Annotated in this window: 16 protein-coding genes; 7 read left to right on the top strand and 9 right to left on the bottom strand. The window is 62.7% G+C overall.

What is annotated here, in order from left to right; genetic code table 11:
* Positions 1-80 precede the first annotated feature (80 nt).
* Entirely contained in the window at positions 81-2,189 is a 2,109-nt protein-coding gene (locus HBO41_RS19595) for a mechanosensitive ion channel family protein (RefSeq protein ID WP_169987434.1), read from the top strand.
* A gap of 112 nt (positions 2,190-2,301) precedes the next feature.
* Here the strand turns inward: HBO41_RS19595 and HBO41_RS19590 are convergent, their stop codons facing one another.
* Positions 2,302-6,549: a DEAD/DEAH box helicase gene (locus HBO41_RS19590; protein WP_169987432.1), complete on the bottom strand. Its 4,248-nt coding sequence runs from the start codon at positions 6,547-6,549 to the stop codon at positions 2,302-2,304.
* Positions 6,550-6,716: 167 nt separating this feature from the next.
* Here HBO41_RS19590 and HBO41_RS19585 point away from each other — a divergent pair, with 167 nt between their 5' ends.
* Complete coding sequence (locus tag HBO41_RS19585) at positions 6,717-7,601, top strand: sugar nucleotide-binding protein (RefSeq protein ID WP_017135982.1); 885 nt, start codon at positions 6,717-6,719, stop codon at positions 7,599-7,601.
* A gap of 157 nt (positions 7,602-7,758) precedes the next feature.
* On the opposite strand, the gene HBO41_RS19580 is transcribed toward HBO41_RS19585, so the two are convergent.
* The 5 genes from HBO41_RS19580 to HBO41_RS19560 form a co-directional block, all read right to left on the bottom strand.
* Positions 7,759-8,457, bottom strand: a complete 699-nt coding sequence (locus HBO41_RS19580) for an OmpW family protein (protein ID WP_017135983.1) — start codon at positions 8,455-8,457, stop codon at positions 7,759-7,761.
* A 95-nt stretch (positions 8,458-8,552) separates the two neighbouring features.
* The gene (locus HBO41_RS19575) at positions 8,553-9,074 is read right to left on the bottom strand and encodes a DUF3299 domain-containing protein (RefSeq protein WP_056861907.1); all 522 of its coding nucleotides are present in this window, start codon (positions 9,072-9,074) and stop codon (positions 8,553-8,555) included.
* Between the two features lie 11 nt (positions 9,075-9,085).
* Positions 9,086-10,351 (bottom strand): ABC transporter permease, encoded by a 1,266-nt coding sequence (locus HBO41_RS19570; RefSeq protein WP_056861908.1) that lies wholly within the window; start codon positions 10,349-10,351, stop codon positions 9,086-9,088.
* Position 10,352: 1 nt separating this feature from the next.
* Positions 10,353-11,063, bottom strand: coding sequence for an ABC transporter ATP-binding protein (locus HBO41_RS19565; RefSeq protein ID WP_169987430.1), 711 nt, complete (start codon positions 11,061-11,063; stop codon positions 10,353-10,355).
* 151 nt (positions 11,064-11,214) lie between these two features.
* Positions 11,215-11,826, bottom strand: coding sequence for a DUF2796 domain-containing protein (locus HBO41_RS19560; protein ID WP_099547550.1), 612 nt, complete (start codon positions 11,824-11,826; stop codon positions 11,215-11,217).
* Positions 11,827-11,957: 131 nt separating this feature from the next.
* On the opposite strand from HBO41_RS19560, the gene HBO41_RS19555 reads away from it, so the two are divergent.
* Positions 11,958-12,299 (top strand): hypothetical protein, encoded by a 342-nt coding sequence (locus HBO41_RS19555; protein ID WP_099547551.1) that lies wholly within the window; start codon positions 11,958-11,960, stop codon positions 12,297-12,299.
* Here the strand turns inward: HBO41_RS19555 and trxA are convergent.
* From trxA to HBO41_RS19540, 3 genes are all read right to left on the bottom strand, one after another.
* On the bottom strand, positions 12,296-13,168 hold the full coding sequence (gene trxA, locus HBO41_RS19550; RefSeq protein WP_017135989.1) for a thioredoxin: 873 nt from the start codon (positions 13,166-13,168) through the stop codon (positions 12,296-12,298). The two genes, HBO41_RS19555 and trxA, sit on opposite strands and share 4 nt — an antisense overlap.
* Before the next feature lie 315 nt (positions 13,169-13,483).
* The gene (locus HBO41_RS19545) at positions 13,484-14,140 is read right to left on the bottom strand and encodes a methyltransferase (protein WP_169987427.1); all 657 of its coding nucleotides are present in this window, start codon (positions 14,138-14,140) and stop codon (positions 13,484-13,486) included.
* Positions 14,137-14,592, bottom strand: a complete 456-nt coding sequence (locus tag HBO41_RS19540) for a YbaY family lipoprotein (RefSeq protein ID WP_017135991.1) — start codon at positions 14,590-14,592, stop codon at positions 14,137-14,139. The genes HBO41_RS19545 and HBO41_RS19540 overlap by 4 nt, the downstream gene beginning before the upstream one ends.
* A gap of 140 nt (positions 14,593-14,732) precedes the next feature.
* Between HBO41_RS19540 and nrdR the strand changes: the two genes are divergently transcribed.
* Genes nrdR through ribBA form a run of 4 tightly spaced genes read left to right on the top strand, consistent with a single transcriptional unit; the run spans position 14,733 to position 18,153 of the window.
* A complete protein-coding gene (gene nrdR / locus HBO41_RS19535) occupies positions 14,733-15,203 on the top strand; it encodes a transcriptional regulator NrdR (protein WP_015886108.1) in 471 nt (156 codons plus the stop codon).
* Entirely contained in the window at positions 15,200-16,336 is a 1,137-nt protein-coding gene (gene ribD, locus HBO41_RS19530; protein ID WP_169987425.1) for a bifunctional diaminohydroxyphosphoribosylaminopyrimidine deaminase/5-amino-6-(5-phosphoribosylamino)uracil reductase RibD, read from the top strand. Before nrdR ends, ribD begins: the two co-directional genes overlap by 4 nt.
* A gap of 47 nt (positions 16,337-16,383) precedes the next feature.
* Positions 16,384-17,046 carry a riboflavin synthase gene (locus HBO41_RS19525; protein WP_017135994.1) on the top strand — a complete coding sequence of 221 codons (663 nt, stop codon included), beginning with the start codon at positions 16,384-16,386 and terminating at the stop codon, positions 17,044-17,046.
* Between the two features lie 15 nt (positions 17,047-17,061).
* The gene (gene ribBA / locus HBO41_RS19520; RefSeq protein WP_169987423.1) at positions 17,062-18,153 is read left to right on the top strand and encodes a bifunctional 3,4-dihydroxy-2-butanone-4-phosphate synthase/GTP cyclohydrolase II; all 1,092 of its coding nucleotides are present in this window, start codon (positions 17,062-17,064) and stop codon (positions 18,151-18,153) included.
* Positions 18,154-18,174: the final 21 nt, after the last annotated feature.

The following is an 18,174-nucleotide window of genomic DNA, read 5'->3' as shown; positions in this document are numbered from 1 at the left end:
CCCATGGACGCAGAGCGTGGGAACGATCAGCGCTCAAACCCGTCAGTTCCTTACAGACCCTGCTGAAGGAGCCCGGTGTTTTGCTGAATCTAAAAACTGCATTACTGCTCGTCGCGCTGTTGATGTGTGGCAATGGCGCGCTGCAAGCCGCGGCCGCGGCGCCTGCGGCAGCTGAGGCTCCCGCCAAGCCGGAGTTGTTGGTCGAAGGTGGCCTGCTCGGCGCCATCAGCTCCAGCATTGACGATGTGCAAGACAAACTCGACCTCAACCAGAACCTCATCGACGCCTGGCGCCTGCGCGCCGACCGTGCGGCGGTTGAGGTCGGGCGGCTGGTCGATCAAACCGCGCAACGTTCGCCGTGGAGCGTGGCCGGTGACTTCCTGCTGCTGTCCGGGGTGTGGGTCGGCGCCTTTGCGGCACTCACGCTGCTCGGGCGCTTTAGCGTGCAACGCCTCGGTCGGCGGCGTTTCGTTGCACAGCGCGAGCGTCTGCGGGGCGTTCTTGGCTACGTGGTGCCCTACACGATTCCAGCCCTGATCTGCCTGCCGCTGACGCTTTACGTCAGCCACTTTTTACCCAGCTCCATAGGCCGTGCGCTGGCGCTGTGTTTTGCCTATGCCACCAGCAGCGGCATCTTCTCCACGTCGATGCTGTTGTGCGTCATCGTCATGTTCAACGTCGGCCACAAACGCCCGGCCGTGCAGATTATTCGCAACTATTGCCCCAAGCCGCTGTTCCTGATCGGCTTTCTCGCCGCTCTCAGCGATGCCCTGACCAGCCCGCAGATCGCGCGCCAGTTGGGCGGCAATATCACCAGCAGCATCGCAGTGTTTACCGGCCTGTTTGCAGCGGTGATTTTCGGCGTGCTGGTGGTGCGCCTGCGCCGTCCGGTCGCGCATCTGATCCGCAATCGGCCGCTGGCCCAGCGCCTCAAACACCCGGCGCTGCAGCAATCGCTGCGAGTGTTTTCCGGGCTGTGGTATTGGCCGATTCTGTTGATGGTGCTGGTCTCGGCGATCAACCTGATCGGCGCCGGCGACGATAACCAAAAGGCTTTGCGTTGCGCGCTGTTCACCACGATTCTGTTGATCGGTACGGTGTTTCTCAGCACGGTGTTGCAACACCTGTTCAAGTCCCGCAGCCAGGTGGCGATTCAGCGCAGCAGCGCCTACAAGGAACGCTTCCTGAGCCTGCTGCACGCGATATTGCGCATCGCCATGGCCATCGCGTTTATCGAAATTCTCGGGCGTATCTGGGGCATCTCGCTGTTCGAGTTTGCCCAGCGCAACTCGGTGGGGCGTGCGATCAGCGATTCCCTCAGCAGCATCGGCCTGATCCTGCTGGTGACCTGGCTGTTCTGGGTGGTGCTCGACACAGCAATCCAGGAGGCGTTGAAGCCGCCGGTCAACAAGCGCTCCAGTCGCCAGCCCAGCACGCGGGTCAAGACCATCCTGCCGTTGTTGCGCAATGCGGTGAAGATCGTGCTGGTGGTGATCTGCGCGATCACCACCATGGCCAACCTGGGCATCAATGTCGCACCTCTGCTGGCGGGTGCCGGTGTGGTCGGTCTGGCCATCGGTTTTGGCTCCCAGCAGTTGGTGCAGGACGTGATCACCGGCCTGTTCATCATCATTGAAGACACGCTGTCGATCGGCGATTGGGTAGTGCTCGACTCCGGCCATGCCGGCACCGTGGAAGGCCTGACCATCCGCACCCTGCGCCTGCGAGACGGCAAGGGGTTTGTGCACTCGGTGCCGTTCGGGCAGATCAAGGCGGTCACCAACCAGTCGCGGCAGTTTGCCTATGCGTTCTTCTCGGTGCAGTTCACCTACGACACCGACGTGGACAAGGCTGTGGAGCTGATCCGTGAGGCGGGGCAGTCGATCCGCGACGATGTGTTCCTCAAGTACAACCTGCAAGGTCCGCTGGAAGTGTTCGGGGTCGACAAGATGGACCTCAACGGCGTGGTGCTGACGGCGCAGTTCCGTACCGTGTCGGGCGGGCAATATGCTGTGAGCCGCGCGTTTAACCAACGCCTGAAAAAACTTGTGGATAACTGTGATGAGGTGCACTTCGCGCAAACTTATCCACAGCAGGTTTGGCTGCCCAAGCGTTCGGCGCATGTGGATGAGGCGGGTGAGGAGGTGCCGGGTGCGGTGGTGGTGACCGAGCAGCACAGGCCTCAATGATGTAATGAATGTTCCGGCCTCATCGCAGGCAAGCCAGCTCCCACCGTTGGAATGCATTCCCCTGTGGGAGCCGGGCTTGCCCGCGATGAGGCCGGCAAGGTCAACAGAGGGTTCAGCGCCTGATCAACTTCTCCTGCACCGCCTGCAAGTCCTCCTCCAGCAACACCTGCTGCTTACCCGCGACCATCACCGCCGCCGGCAAGCCATCGCGATACACAATCCGGTTACCACTCACCGCCGGCACTTTATCGCCCGGCAGCAAGGTGCCCACCAGGTTCAACGGGTCCGCTCCGCACACCGCGATCAAACTGCCGTCATGTGGGCGACGGCGTACCTCGCGTAACAGTGGAATCGCTTCCGGCAGCGCAAACTGTTCCCCCGCCAAACCACTCACAAACCGCCCGCCGCGAATCTCACCCCGCGCTTCCAGGCGATGGAAGGTGCGCAACAATTCGCGCCAGCTTGGCAGCCAGTCGGGCTCCCGCTCCAGCAACCGCCAGAACACCACGCCATAACGGCGCAGCAGGGTCATCGCCACATGCTCCAGGGTCTCGGCCGAATGCGAGCCGGCGGCGCTGGGCGAGCGGCGCAACAAGGCCCAGCGCCCGGCGTCGTCCATACCGCCAATAAACGCCCCGCGCCCACGCCGGCTACTGCGGGCCTGGCGTTTGCTGGCGGGCGTGGTCAAGGCTCGCAGCCCGGCAAAGCTGTCGGCATTCACCAGCCCTGCGCCCACCAGTTCCTGCAAGGCGGTTTCCAGTTCGCTGCGCAGCAGATGGGCTTCGTGCACCAGTTCGTCGAAAAACAGCGCGCCGTGTTCACGCAGCGCCAGGTGGACTTTTTGCGCCTTGGGCGACAGCGTGGTGCTGTCGGTCGGTTCGGTCAGCCCGCTCCACAACGGCACTTGGCTGCGCGGCAGCAACACCACCGGCGTACTGCGCAGTGCCAGGGCACCGGCCTTGTTGCTCAGGCGCGTCCATACCAGTTTGCCGCTGCGGCACAGCTCGTCGAGCCAGGTGGAGGAATAGTTCTTGAGCCGCGCACTGAGCAAGTCGCTGTCCCAGGCCGAGGTGGCGGCGGCGTAACCTTCGAACTGCCCGACAATCTGCGGCAACATTGCGCTGCCCTGGCCACGGGTGCCGTCGGACAGGTGCTGCCAATCGAACAGAAAGCGCATGAAGTCCTGCAGCGCCACCGGCTCGATTTCCCGGCGCAGACGCTTGACTGTGTAGCGATGGATACGCGCGAGCAAATGCCGCTCGCACCATTGTTCCTGGGTGGCGCCGGGGCTGAAATGGCCGCGCAGCACATAGCCTTCCTGCTCCAGACGCGCGAGTGCCTGGCTGATATCCGCGACCGGCAGCGCCAACGGCGTGGCGATCTCGACCAGGCTCAATGGGCCGAAACCGCCGAGGCGCGCGCGCAGCACTTCGGCCAGTGCATCGTCAAAGGTCCAGGGCTCATCGAAGCCCGGCAACAACGGCAAGTCATTCGGATAGATCGCTTGCAGGCAACTCAGGCGTTCCACCGCTACCCACAGGCCATTGTCCAGTTGATGGGCGCGCCCGCCCTTGGCCAAGGCATGCAACCACTCGGCCCATTGCGGCGTGACTTCGTTGTCGGCGATACAGGCCAGGCTCATCAGCGCTTCATGCATTTCATCCAGGCCATTGGGCGCGGGCCAGGCTTCTTCACGCACGCCGGCAATGGCCTCGGCGTCCAGCGCGCCGAGGTCGTCGGTACTGCGAGGGTCGCTCCAGCGACGGTTGAGCACGGCCTGGGTGCGGCGTTCCTCCAGCGGTGCGTCGTCGAGAAAAGTGTAGGGCCGCGCGCTGAGAATTTCGGCGGCCATGGGCGAGGGCGCAGGCAGGTCGCGGCTGATCAGGCGCACTTCGCCGCGCTCCATGCGCCGCAACAGCGTCAGCCAACCTTCGCTGTCCATGGCTTCGTGCAGGCAGTCGTCGAGGGTTTGCTCAACCAGCGGGTGTTCGGGTACTTCGCGTTCACCGGCGAGGTTTTCCAGGCAGGCAATCTGGTCGGGAAACACGCTGGCGATCAGGTCTTCGCTTTTCATGCGCTGGATCTGCGGCGCCACCTTGCGCCCGCCGGTGTAGCGCGGCAACGCCAGGGCCACACCGGCATTCCAGCGCCAGCGCACGCCAAACAGCGGTGCATCCAATACGGCCTGAATCAGCAGGTGTTCGGCGCTGTTGCTGTTCACATAGCGCCACACTTCATCCAGCTCAAAACTGTGGCTGGTGGACAGCGACAGCACGATTGCATTCTCACTGGCGGCTGCCTGCAATTCAAAGTTGAACGTGCGGCAAAAACGCTTGCGCAGCGCCAGGCCCCACGCACGGTTGATGCGGCTGCCGAACGGCGTGTGGATGATCAACTGAGTGCCGCCGGACTCATCGAAAAACCGTTCCATGATCAATGTGTCCTGGGACGGTAATGCGCTCAGCGCCAGGCGCGCACGGGCCAGGTAATCAAGGATCTGCTCGGCGCTGGCGCGGTTCAGGCCAAGGCTGGCGGTGAGCCAGTCTTGCGCGGGTTGCAGGTCACCGGGCTTGGTGCTGAGCAGAGCGTCCAACTGCCCCTGAAAACGTGCGACTGCCGCCGACAACTCGTTGCTGCGCCCCGGTGCTTCACCCAGCCAGAAGGGGATGGTCGGCGGCTGGCCGTGGGCATCTTCGACGCGCACCTTGCCGCTTTCTACCTGCAGGATTCTATAGGACGTATTACCGAGCTGAAAGATATCCCCGGCGATGCTCTCCACCGCGAAGTCTTCGTTGACGCTGCCGATGTTCAGGCTCTGAGGCTCCAGCAATACGCTGTAGTCGGCGTTGTCGGGGATGGTGCCACCGCTGGTCACGGCGGTGAGTTTGGCGCCACGGCGGGCGCGCAGGGTGTGGGTCACGGCGTCACGGTGCAGGTAGGCACTGCGGATGCCCTGGCGGCCGTTATAGCCGTCGGCGAGCATGTGCAGCAGCGCCTGGTAGTGGCGTTCATCGAGTGCGGCGTAGGGTGAGGCGCGACGGATGAGGTCCAGCAATGCCTGTTCCGGCCATTCGCGGGCGCTGACTTCGGCGATGATTTGTTGGGCCAGCACGTCCAGCGGGGCGATGGGGATGTGCAAGGTGTCCAGTTCGCCGCGCCGCACGCAGTCGAGCAGGGCGGCGCATTCGATCAAATCATCACGGGTGGTGGCGAACAGTCGCCCCTTGGGCGTGCCGCCGACCTGGTGACCGGAACGCCCGACCCTTTGCAGAAAACCGTTGATGGAACCGGGCGAGCCGATCTGGCACACCAGGTCGACCTCACCGATATCAATCCCCAACTCCAGCGACGCGGTGGCGATCAGCACTTGCAGTTCACCGGTCTTGAGCCGTTGCTCGGCGTCCAGGCGCAGCTCTTTGGCCAGGCTGCCGTGGTGCGCGGCCACAGCGGTCTTGCCCAAACGCTCGCTCAAGTGCCGGGCCAAGCGTTCGGCCAGGCGCCGGGTGTTGACAAACACCAGCGTAGTGCGGTGTTCGCGGGCCAGCGTGGCGAGGCGGTCGTAGACCAATTCCCACACATCGTTGGCCATCACCGCCGAGAGCGGCACTGGTGGTACTTCGATATCCAGGTCGCGGGGGCGCGCGTGGCCGATATCGACGATGGCGCACTCACGCCCGCTGCCGACCAAAAATCGCGACACCGCCTCGATAGGCTTTTGCGTGGCCGACAGGCCGACGCGGGTCAATGGCTCGCTGCATAACCCTTGCAGGCGCTCCAGGCTCAGAGCTAGGTGGCTGCCGCGCTTGCCGGCGGCGATGGCGTGGATTTCGTCGACGATCACCGTGCGCGTGCTGGCCAGCATCTGCCGACCGGAGTCCGAGCCCAGCAGCACGTAGAGGGATTCCGGCGTGGTGACGAGGATATGTGGCGGCCGTTTGCGCATGAGTGCGCGGTCTTTTTGCGGGGTGTCGCCGGTACGCACGGCGGTGCGGATAGTCAGCGGTGGCAAACCCAGCGCCTGTAATTGCGCGGTGATGCCGGCCAGCGGGTTTTGCAGGTTGATCTGGATATCGTTGGACAGCGCCTTGAGCGGCGACACGTACACCACCAGCGTTTCGTCCGGCAGTTGACCGCCGTTGGCCAGGCCTTGGTGGACCAGGTCATCGAGCACCGCCAGGAACGCAGTCAGGGTCTTGCCGGAGCCTGTGGGCGCGGCGATCAAGGTTGAGCGGCGTTGGCGGATCAGCGGCCACGCCTGGGCCTGGGCGCCGGTCACCGAGGGAAAGGTGTTGCCGAACCAGGCACTGACGGCGGGGTGGAAGCCGTCCAATACCGTGTCGGTTGATTCAGGAAGGTTCATCTATTGATTGATACTGCCCATGCCAACAAGTTGCAATCAGGTACTTTGTCCGTGACGGTTGCGCTACAAACCCGCAAAATGCAACGATTCTGGCAACAACCTACGGCAAGGCGCACACGCCTGCCGATAATAACCATCGTTCCAAACAGACCGGGCCTGCTCAATCTATGCGAATGCGCCTTATGTTACTGGGCGGCGGGAATGCCCTCGGGCAGGCGCTGATTCGCCTCGGTGCAGAGGAAGACATCGGTTTCCTCGCACCTAAACCGCCCCAAGACGGCTGGGATGCCGCGAGCCTCACCCAATTGCTCGACGACACCCGTCCCGATGCGCTGATCAACCTCGCCTACTATTTCGACTGGTTCCAGGCCGAAGCGGTCAGCGAAACACGTTTGGCCGCCCAGGAGTTCGCCATCGAACGCCTGGCCGAACTGTGCCAGCACCACAACATCACCTTGCTGCAACCGTCCAGCTACCGCGTGTTCGATGGCTCCCGCGCCACCGCCTACAGCGAAAAAGACGAGCCGGTGCCCCTGGGCCTGCGCGGTCAGGCGTTATGGCGGATCGAGCAGAGCGTGCGCGCCACTTGCCCGCAACATGTGCTGCTGCGCTTTGGCTGGCTGCTGGATGACAGTGTCGATGGCACCCTCGGGCGCTTCCTGGCCCGTGCCGAGAAGCCGGATGAATTGCTGATGGCCGATGACCGGCGCGGCAACCCGACGCCGGTGGACGACGCGGCGCGGGTGATCATTTCGGTGCTCAAGCAACTCGATTGCGCGGCGCCGCTGTGGGGCACCTATCACTACGCCGGCCACGAAGCGACCACGCCGTTGGCGCTGGGCCAGGCGATCCTTACCGAAGCGCGCAATTTCCATCCGCTGGCGATCGAATCTCCCACCGCCCAGGCCCACGCGGCCCGGCCGGATGCGGCGGACGAGCCGCAGCACGCGGTGCTGGCCTGCAAGAAAATCCTCCACACCTTCGGCATCAAACCACGGGCGTGGCGGGCGGGGTTGCCGGCGTTGCTGGATCGGTTCTACCGACATAGCTGAAGGCAACACAAAAAAATGTGGGAGCTGGGCTTGTGTGGGAGCTGGCTTGCCTGCGATAGCATCACCCCGGTATCACTGATACACCGAGGTGCCTGTATCGCGGGCAAGCCCGACTCCCACACAAGCCCAGCTCCCACATTGGCATATGCCGTGTTGTTTAGAACTTGTAACCAATACCCACCATGTAAACCATCGGGTCAACATCCACATTGACCTTGGCGCGTGTGCCTTGGCCCAGCGCATTGTTATCCACAGTCGCCTTGGTGCTGATGTCGATGTAACGCGCCTGGGCGTTGATCATCCACTTGTCGTTGATCATGTAGTCGGCGCCGATCTGCGCGGCCCAGCCCCAGGAGTTTTCAGCCTTGAAGTTGCTGAAGCCAGCTTGTTCGGCGCGGCTGCCAACGTGCTCGTCGTAGATCCAGGTGTAGTTGATACCGGCGCCTACATACGGCTGGAACGCGGACTTGTTGTCCAGCGGGTAGTACACGACGCTCAAGGTCGGCGGCAGGTGCTTGAGCGTACCGAGCTTGCCGTTGGCGGCGCCCAGGGCGGTGTTCTTGATCTTCACGTCATGCTCGAACGGCGTGGCGGCCAGCAGTTCGATACCGATGTGGTTGGTGATCATGTAGGCGAAGTTGAGGCCCAGTTGGGTGTCGCTGCTCATGGTCGCCTTGCCGCCCAGGTTGGTGCCGGCCAATGGCCCCTGGTCAACCTTCACATGGCCACTGTCTGCTTTCGGGTTCACGGTGATTGCACCGGCACGAATCAGAATGTCACCCGCTTCGTGAGCGTGTGCGACAGGGGCGGCGAGGGCAAGCGCGAAGAGGGACGCGCCGAGCAGAGACTTGTTCATGGGAGCTCCAAAAGGACGTTTAAAAGTTGTACGTCCAATGGTAAAGATCGTTCCGTTCGATCTTTTGACTCAGCTCAATGAAAGCTCGATCAGCGTTACTCCTGCAGTTCGTAGACGTAAATCTTCTCGGCATCCATCTGGTAACCGGCGTCGGCCAGCTCACTGGAAGACGGCTTGACCTGCATCGCACCTTCGATCCAATACGGCTGATACAGCTCATCAAGCTTCACGCCGACTTCGCTTTTTACATGCACGATCTGGTTCGACGGCGGCGGCGGTACGTGGATGCACGCGCCGAAATACGGCACCAGCAAAAACTCGGTGGTGCGGCCTTCTTCGCTGACTTCCAGCGGCACGATATAGCCCGGCAAACGGATGTGCTTGCCGTTCAGGCTCTGCACCACCGGCGCGTTGGGCAGTTCCTGTTTGGCCGCAGGCGCCGCTTCCACCGAGAGCGCATCAGCCATGTTCGACAGGTCGTGCAGCGGTTTCATATTGGGGATTTCCGGCGGCGCGTCCGGTGGAATCATTTCCTGCCACGACAGGTCCTTGGGCTGCTCGTCGGCCCAGGCGGGCACCACCACCAGCAGCAACAGCGCAAACAGGGCACGACGCATCGACTGCTTCCTCATAAACGTATGGACAGGCCATCGGCCAACGATTGCCGATAGGCGCGCCACGCGGGCACGCTGCCCATCAACAGCGCGGCGGCCAGGATACCGGCGAGCAAGGTCCATTCATATTCACTCGGCCACGACATCGGCAGGTCCAGGCCGTAGTTGGCCTGCAAATACCCGCGCGACGCGGCGATGCACACGTACAGCAGACCCACGCCCGCCACGACGCCCGACAAAGCCAGCGCGAAGGCTTCGAAGATCAGCAGTGTCGCAATGTGCCACGGCCGTGCGCCCACCGAGCGCAAAATCGCCATCTCGCGGCGGCGTTCATTGAGGCTGGTGAGGATCGCCGTAAGCATACCGATCAAGCCCGTCAGTACCACGAACAGCGAGATCACGAACAGCGCTTTTTCGGCCGTGCCCATCATGCTCCACAGCTCTTGCAGCGCCACGCCCGGCAGGATCGCCAGCATCGGCTCGCCTCGGAATTCATTGATCTCGCGTTGCAGCGCGAAGGTGGAAATCTTGTTGTTCAGGCCGAGCATAAACGCAGTGATCGCTTGCGGCGTGAGGTCCATGTTGCGTGCCTGGTCGGCACTGATACGGCCTTTGCCCTGGGCCGGCACGCCGTTGTGCCAGTCGATATGGATCGCCTCCATACCGCCGAGGCTGATGTGCAGCGTGCGGTCCACCGGCGTGCCGGTGCGCTTGAGAATGCCGACCACGGTAAACGGTTTATCGTCGTGTTTGACCAGGCTAACCACTGCTACACCGTGGGCCAGCACCAGCTTGTCGCCGAGCTTGTAGTGCAGCGCATCCGCCACTTCGGCGCCGAGCACCACTTCGAATGGGTCAGTGGCGAAAGCACGGCCGCTGGCCAGTTCGAGGTTCTGCTTGCGGCCATATTGGTAATGCTCGAAGTAGGACGCGTTGGTGCCCATCACCCGATAGCCACGGTGCGAGTCGCCGAGGGAAATCGGGATCGCCCATTTCACCTGCGGGCTGGCGGCGAAGTGCTCGAAGCTGTCCCAACGGATGTTATTGGTGGCGTTGCCGATGCGGAATACCGAGTACAGCAGCAAGTTGACCGAGCCGGAACGGGCGCCGACGATCAGGTCAGTGCCGCTGATGGTGCTGGCGAAACTGTTGCGCGCTTCCACACGCACGCGTTCCACGGCGAGCAACAGGCACACCGAAAGCGCGATGGCGAAGGCGGTGAGGATCGCGGTAAAGCGGCGGTTAGCCAGGCTGGCCATGGCTAGACGGAACAAATACATCTCAAACCTCTGCGGGCGTGGCGGCGCGATTGAGTTCGGCCAGCGACAGGTGGCGGTCGAACAGCGGCGCGAGGCTCTGGTCATGGCTGACAAACAACAGGCTGGCACCGGCTTCGCGGCATTCGGCAAACAACAGCCGGATAAACGCTTCGCGGGCGTCGTAATCGAGGGCCGAGGTGGGTTCGTCGGCGATCACCAGTTCCGGTTGGCCGATCAAGGCGCGGGCGGCGGCAACGCGTTGTTGCTGGCCGATGGACAGCGAGTCGGCACGGCGTTCCAGCAGGTCTTTGTCCTTCAAGCCCAAATGCGCCAGCAAGGTCGCGGCGGCCTGGTCGACGCTGCCGTGACGCTGAGTCGCCCGCTGCGCACGCAGCCTGGAAAAGTGACACGGCAGTTCGACGTTCTCGCGCACTGAGAGAAACGGCAGCAGGTTGAATTGCTGAAAAATATAGCCGGTGTGATCGACGCGGAAGCGGTCGCGGGCACCGGCCGAGAGTTCGGTCAGCTCCTGGCCGAGCAGGCGAATGCTGCCACGGCTGGGTTTCTGTACGCCGCCCAACAGCCCGAGCAAGGTGGTTTTGCCACTGCCGCTCGGGCCTTTGAGAAACAAAGTTTCCCCCGCTTCCAGGCGGAACGCGGGGATATCCAGCAACTGCGGGTGGCCGGGCCAGTTGAAGCCCAGGTCAGACAGTTCGATCAGTGCTTGGGTCATAGGGCATCAGTGGTCTGGTTTGATTTGGATGATGGCACCGATCCCATGTGGGAGCTGGCTTGCCTGCGATGACGGCGGCACATTCAATATCGATGTGTCTGTTATACCGCTATCGCAGGCAAGCCAGCTCCCACATTGACCGTGTTTCAAATCAGAATTTCAGGGTGGCTGCGGCGGCCGTCGCTTCAACACCTTGCTGGCCACTTGGGCCGATCAGTTGTACCTGAATCTTCTGGGTGGCAGGGAAGGTCTTGAACACTTGGGTCAGGTCGAGGTTGCTCAGCGCGGTCGGCGTGGCGCAGGTGAACTGGTAGTGCGCGTGGATTTCGCTGTGGTCGTGATGATGTTCGTGGGCGGCAGCGCCTTTGCCGTCGGTGGCGTGGTCGTCATCGTCCTCATCATGGTCGGCTTCAGGCTTATCGCCAAACAACGGGCTGTTGAGTTCCTGGGTGCTGATCACACAACCGGCAGATTTGGGCAGCTTGAACAACGCCTGTGGGTTTTCCAGCTGCTTGCGTGCGGCGGCGACCTTGGCTTTGTCGGCAGGCGTGGTGGCCTTGTGTTCAAAGCCCACAAGGTTCATGGCCGGGCTGTCGAATTCCAGCTCAAGCGCCTGGCCGTCGAGTACCGCATTGAGGCGGCCGACACCATGTTCGTGGGCACCGAGGCTGCCGTGTTCATGCTCATGATCGTGTTCATCGGCGGCGTGGGCGATGGCCAGGGGCAGCAGGGCAAACGGCAAGGCAAGCAGCAGACGGCGCATGAGAAAGCTCCATAAGATGAAAGTTTTGTTATGTGATCTTATAACAATATTCGCGCCAGTTTGAACGCCCGCTTGGCGTTGCGCAAGTCGCGTGGGAGCATGCGGGTCGGAAAACTGCGGGAGTAAGAGCGATGTTGCGAATTCGTGGAACCGTCGGTGACTTGCCGGTGGATTTGACCCTGGAACTCGATGACGGCGATTGGGCGCGCCTGGGCGAGCACTTGCAGGCAACACCGGCGCCGGGTGCGCCCGCTGTTGCGCCGGTCAAACACAACGATGATTTGTGGCAGAACGCCCAGGATCTGTTGCGCAAGGCCGGGCAACTCAATGGGCTTGAGTTGCTTGATCAGCTTGAAGGCTTGGCCGGTGATGCAGCCTCAGGCAAACGCCTGCTGGTACGGCTGCGCCACAGTGCCAGTGTGAAAGTGGCCAGCGGCGGGGATACGCCGCTGTACAGCTGGATCGGCGATTAATACAGCGCGGCGAACAACTTGCGACGGTACACCGTGACCAGCGGGTGGTCATTGCCCAGCAGTTCGAACACCTGCAGCAACGTCTTGTGCGGCAGGCCTTCGCTGTAGCTGCGGTTGCGGATAAACAGCTTGAGCAGGCCTTCCAGCGCGGCGTCGTATTGCTGCCGCGCCAGTTGCTGAATCGCCAGCTGATAGGCTGCTTCATCGTCCTGCGGGTCTTGCGCCAGGCGGCTTTTCAAGTCGGCGGCATCCGGCAGGTCGGCGGCCTGGCGCAGGAAGGTGATTTGCGCCTTGGCGCCGGCGAGGGCGGCTTTGTGGTCGTCGCTTTTCACCGCGTCGAGCACGGTTTGGGCTTCGCTCAGTTCGCCGCGTTCGGCCAGGCAGCGTGCATACAGAATCAGCGCGCCAGCATTGGTGTTGTCCTCGCCCAGCAGCGCCACCAGCACGGCCTCTGCATCGCTGATACGGCCTTCGGCAAACAACGCCTGGGCCTGTTCCAGCGGGTCAGCCGCCTTCGGTGGCGGCATCTTCACGTGGGGCTCGAGCATCGCTCGCACGGCCGACTCCGGTTGTGCCCCGGCAAATCCATCCACCGGCTGGCCGTCCTTGAACAGCACCACCGTGGGCAGGCTTTGAATGCCAAAACGCGCGACGATGTCCTGCTCGGCCTCGCAATCGACCTTGGCCAGCAGCAACTCGCCCTGATAACTCTCGGCAATTTTCGCCAGCATCGGCATCAATGCCTTGCACGGCGCGCACCACTCGGCCCAGAAATCCACCAGCACGGGTTTTTCGAATGAGTTCTGAATCACTGCCTGGTCGAACGTAGCAGTGGTGGCGTCGAAGATGTACGGCGTGGGCTCACTCATGGGGCGTCTCGAATAAAGCGGGAATGGGGCAACTATAAGGGCTGGCGAGGTTGGCTGAAAGCATGATGAGTTCAAGCCAGCCCCTACTGGAGAATGCGCTCCACTGTGGCGAGCAGGCTTGCCCTGCGTTGGGCTGCGAAGCAGCCCCAAACCCAGTCGCTGAGTTCTTTCAGGAAAAATGCAGTGCCTTTACTGGGGCCGCTTCGCAGCCCAACGCAGGCGGTGCGACGATTCGACAAGCCTGCTCGCCACAACAGCCCACTTACAACAGACTTCGTGTTAGCCGGTTGTGTAGATACCTATGCCGCAATGGCCTCAAGCGCGCCGCGAATGGTACAGGCTCACTTTGCGAAACTCCCAAGGCTCGGCCAGGTCCGGCAGCGTCAGCGCATCGAGGATGTCCAGGCGCTGATACGCCGGGTGCTGGAAGTCGCGCACCCGGGAGTCGGCCACCAGCGCTTCATGGCCACGCGTCAGGAAGTGGTCGAGCAGCGGCAGGTTGGCACGGTCGTAGAGTACGTCGGCCACCAGGATCAGGTCGAAGCGGTCGGCCTCGGCAAAAAAGTCGGCTGAATAACTCAGCGCTACACCATTGAGTTCGGCGTTTGCCCGGCAAGCGGCCAAAGCCAGCGGGTCGAGGTCGCAGGCCACCACTTCCAGCGCGCCCGCTTTAGCCGCAGCAATCGCAGCCACACCGGAACCTGCGCCAAAATCCAGCACGCGTTTGCCCGCCACCCACTCGGGATTCGCTGCCAGGTAGCGCGCCAGTGCCAAACCGCTGGCCCAGCAAAAACTCCAGTACGGCGGTTCATGCAGGATGCGCCGGGTCTCTTCCTGGCTGAAGGCACGGTCCATGTTGCCTGCGTCCAGCAGCCACAACGACAGCTCGGTGCCCGGCAGCGGGCAGGGCACCAGTTGTGCGTCGCCGATCAGTTCGCTCAGGGCACGTTGCAGGCCCAGCGGTGGCGTCATGGTGCCCGGACGAGTTGCAGAGGGCCGGTGGTCTGGGTGATCGCCTGGGTGATACGCACCGCAGGCAGGTGCAGGATCAACTGGCCGGACTGGCTGGCGCGACCGCGCAGTTCAACCCGTGCACCGGCTGGGAAAGCCTCTGGGTTAAAACGCAGGCGGAAGGCCAGTGGCTTGCCGTTGCCGGTGAGTACGCTGCTGGCGAGCAGTTGTTGCGGGCGGTTGCGCTCATCGATTACCAGCAGGGCCAGTTCGACTTCGGCATTGGCTGGCACGCCATTCAGGCTGCCGTTGATTTCCCGCTGGTAAGCCGGCAAGGGGCCGAGGTCTTCAATGCCGGGGACTTTTTTCTCTTGGGCAGGCGCGGGTTGTGGTGTCGACGGTTTTGGGGCTTCGCTGCTACAGGCGACCAGAAAACTGAACAGGGCGAGTAAAACAAGTGGTCGTAACTGCATGTACGGCTCCAGAAAGGACAAAATCCGTGGCTTAAAAAATATGAAACATAATAGTCAGCCTATATACCGTAAAGGCTATGGCTTGTCTTGCCACGGGGATGCGCTACCATGGCCCTCCCATTTTTTGTTGCCTGCCAACCATGCACTGTCCCTTCTGCGGTGCCAACGACACCAAGGTCATTGACTCGCGTCTGGTCGCCGAGGGCGATCAAGTACGCCGCCGGCGCGAATGCCTGGCCTCTGGCTGCGGTGAACGTTTCACCACCTTCGAAACCGCCGAACTGGTGTTGCCACGTCTGATCAAGTCCGACGGCAGCCGCCAGCCTTTCGACGAAGAAAAACTGCGCGCCGGTATGCAGCGCGCCCTGGAAAAACGCCCGGTGAGTGTCGAGCGACTGGAGGCGGCGCTGGTGCATATCAAGCACAAGCTGCGCGCCACCGGCGAGCGCGAGGTCAAGAGCCTGGTGGTTGGAGAACTGGTGATGGGCGAGCTGCAAAAGCTCGACGAAGTCGCCTATATCCGTTTCGCCTCCGTGTATCGACGCTTCCAGGACCTCAATGAGTTCCGCGAAGAGATCGACCGCCTGGCCCGTGAGCCTGCCAAAGAATGAACCCACCGTCTGCCGAACAAGCCGTCCTCGACGCCCATTACATGGCCCGCGCCCTCGAATTGGCGCGCAAAGGCCTGTACACCACCCACCCCAACCCACGAGTGGGCTGCGTGATTGTGCGGGATGGGCAGATTGTCGGCGAAGGCTGGCATGAGCGCACCGGCGAGCCCCATGCCGAGCCGAACGCCCTGCGCGCCGCTGGTGAAAAGGCCCGTGGCGCCACGGTGTACGTGACCCTCGAACCGTGCAGCCACCATGGGCGCACGCCGCCTTGCGCCGATGCGCTGGTGACCGCCGGTGTGGCACGCGTAGTGGCCGGGATGCAGGACCCGAATCCGGAAGTGGCCGGGCGCGGACTGCAGCGCTTGGCTCAAGCCGGCATCGAAACCCACAGCGGCGTACTCGAACAACAAGCGCGCGCGCTGAACCCCGGCTTCCTCAAGCGTATGGAACACGGCCTGCCGTTTGTGCGGGTCAAGCTGGCGATGAGCCTGGACGGCCGTACCGCGATGGCCAGCGGCGAAAGCCAATGGATTACCGGGCCGGCTGCCCGCGCCGCCGTGCAGCGCCTGCGCGCCGAGGCCAGTGTAGTGCTGTCCGGCGCCGATACGGTGCTGGCCGACGGTGCGCGCCTTACTGTGCGCGCCGCTGAGCTTGGTCTGGACGAAGAAGCCACCGCTCTGGCCATGTCGCGCCCGCCATTGCGCGTGTTGATCGACGGTCGCCTGCGGGTGCCGCTCAACGCGCCGTTCTTCAAGGCCGGCCCGGCGCTGGTCATCACCTGCGTCACCGCGGAAAACCAGTTCCCGCGTGGCCCGGAATGCCTGGTGGTGCCGGGCGTTGAAGGCCAGGTCGACCTGCGTTCGGCGCTGCTGGCGCTGGCAGCCCGTGGCGTCAACGAAGTGCTGGTGGAAGCCGGCCCAAGCCTGGCGGGCGCGTTTGCCCAGCAAGGCCTGGTCGACGAATACGTGATTTTCGTCGCCGGCAAGTTCCTGGGCTCCGCCGCCCGGCCTTTGCTCGACTGGCCGCTTGAGAAACTGGCCGACGCCCCCCAACTCAAGATCACTGAAATGCGCGCTGTAGGCGACGACTGGCGAGTCACTGCCATCCCGCTACCACCAGCGAGCGTATAATTCCGACCGGGCGCTCCAGCGCCCGTCCCGTTTTCCAGGAGAAGGCCATGTTCACCGGCATTATCGAATCCATCGGCAGCATCCGCGCCATGACCCCAAAGGGCGGCGACGTACGCCTGCTGGTTGAAACCGGCAAGCTCGACCTCGGCGACGTCAAGCTGGGCGACAGCATCGCTGTCAGCGGCGTGTGCCTGACCGTCATCGAGTTGCCGGGTAACGGCTTTGCCGCCGACGTAAGCCGGGAAACCCTGGACTGCACCGCGATGAATGACCTCAAAGCCGGCAGCCCGGTCAACCTGGAAAAAGCCCTGACCCCGACCACCCGTTTGGGCGGCCACCTGGTCAGCGGCCACGTCGACGGCGTCGGCGAGGTGGTTGCACGCAGCGAAAACGCGCGCGCCGTGGAATTCCGTATCCGCGCGCCGAAAGAGCTGGCCAAGTACATCGCCCACAAAGGCTCGATCACCGTCGACGGCACCAGCCTGACCGTGAACGCCGTGAATGGCGCCGAATTCGAACTGACCATCATCCCGCACACCCTGAGCGAAACCATCATGGCGTCGTACCAGCCAGGTCGCCGGGTGAACCTGGAAGTCGACTTGCTTGCCCGTTACCTGGAGCGCCTGCTGATGGGCGATAAGGCCGCAGAGCCAGCATCCGGGAACATCACTGAAAGTTTTCTGGCCGCTAACGGCTACCTGAAATCCTGACCAAGGGGGTGCCGCGTGGCGCTCAATAGCATCGAAGAACTGGTTGAAGACATCCGCCAAGGCAAGATGGTCATCCTGATGGATGACGAAGATCGCGAGAACGAAGGCGATATCATCATGGCCGCCGAGGCGTGCAAGCCCGAGCACATCAACTTTATGGCCAAGCACGCCCGTGGGCTGATCTGCATGCCCATGAGTCGCGAGCGCTGCGAGCTGCTCAAGCTGCCGTTGATGGCGCCGCGCAATGGCTCGGGTTTTGGTACCAAGTTCACCGTATCGATTGAAGCGACCATCGGCGTCACCACCGGCATTTCCGCCGCCGACCGCGCCCGCACGGTGCAAGCCGCTGCGGCCAAAGACGCCAAGGCCGAAGACATTGTCAGCCCCGGCCACATTTTCCCGCTGATGGCCCAACCGGGCGGCACCCTCGCTCGCGCCGGCCACACCGAGGCGGCCTGTGACCTGGCGCGCATGGCCGGTTTCGAGCCAAGCGGCGTGATCTGCGAAGTGATGAACGACGACGGCACCATGGCCCGTCGCGCCGAACTCGAGGCGTTTGCTGCCGAACACGGCATCAAGATCGGCACCATTGCCGACCTGATTCACTACCGCATGATCCACGAACGTACCGTTCAGCGGATTGCCGAGCAGCCGCTGGACAGCGAACTGGGCCAGTTCAACCTGGTGACCTACCGTGATTCAGTCGAAGGCGATGTGCACATGGCCCTCACCTTGGGGAGCATTTGCGCTGAAGAACCGACCCTGGTGCGCGTGCATAACATGGACCCGCTGCGCGACCTGCTGATGGTCAAGCAGCCGGGCCGCTGGAGCCTGCGCGCCGCCATGGCCGCGGTTTCCGAGGCCGGCAGCGGTGTGGTGTTGCTGCTGGGCAACCCGGTGGATGGCGACGTATTGCTCGCGCATATTCGTGAAACCGCCGAGCACACCCAGGTCAAAACACCGACCACCTACAGCATCGTCGGTGCCGGTTCGCAGATTCTGCGTGACCTCGGTGTGCGCAAAATGCGCCTGATGAGCGCACCGATGAAATTTAATGCGATATCCGGATTCGACCTGGAAGTTGTAGAATACGTGCCCTCCGAATAAAGGCTGGCGTTTTCTGCCCCT

The sequence above is a fragment of the Pseudomonas sp. WS 5146 genome, from assembly GCF_012985495.1.
Taxonomy (GTDB): Bacteria; Pseudomonadota; Gammaproteobacteria; order Pseudomonadales; family Pseudomonadaceae; genus Aquipseudomonas; species Aquipseudomonas edaphica.
The sequence above is the reverse complement of the archived record's forward strand: the minus strand, read 5'-3'. Positions and strand labels throughout refer to the sequence as shown.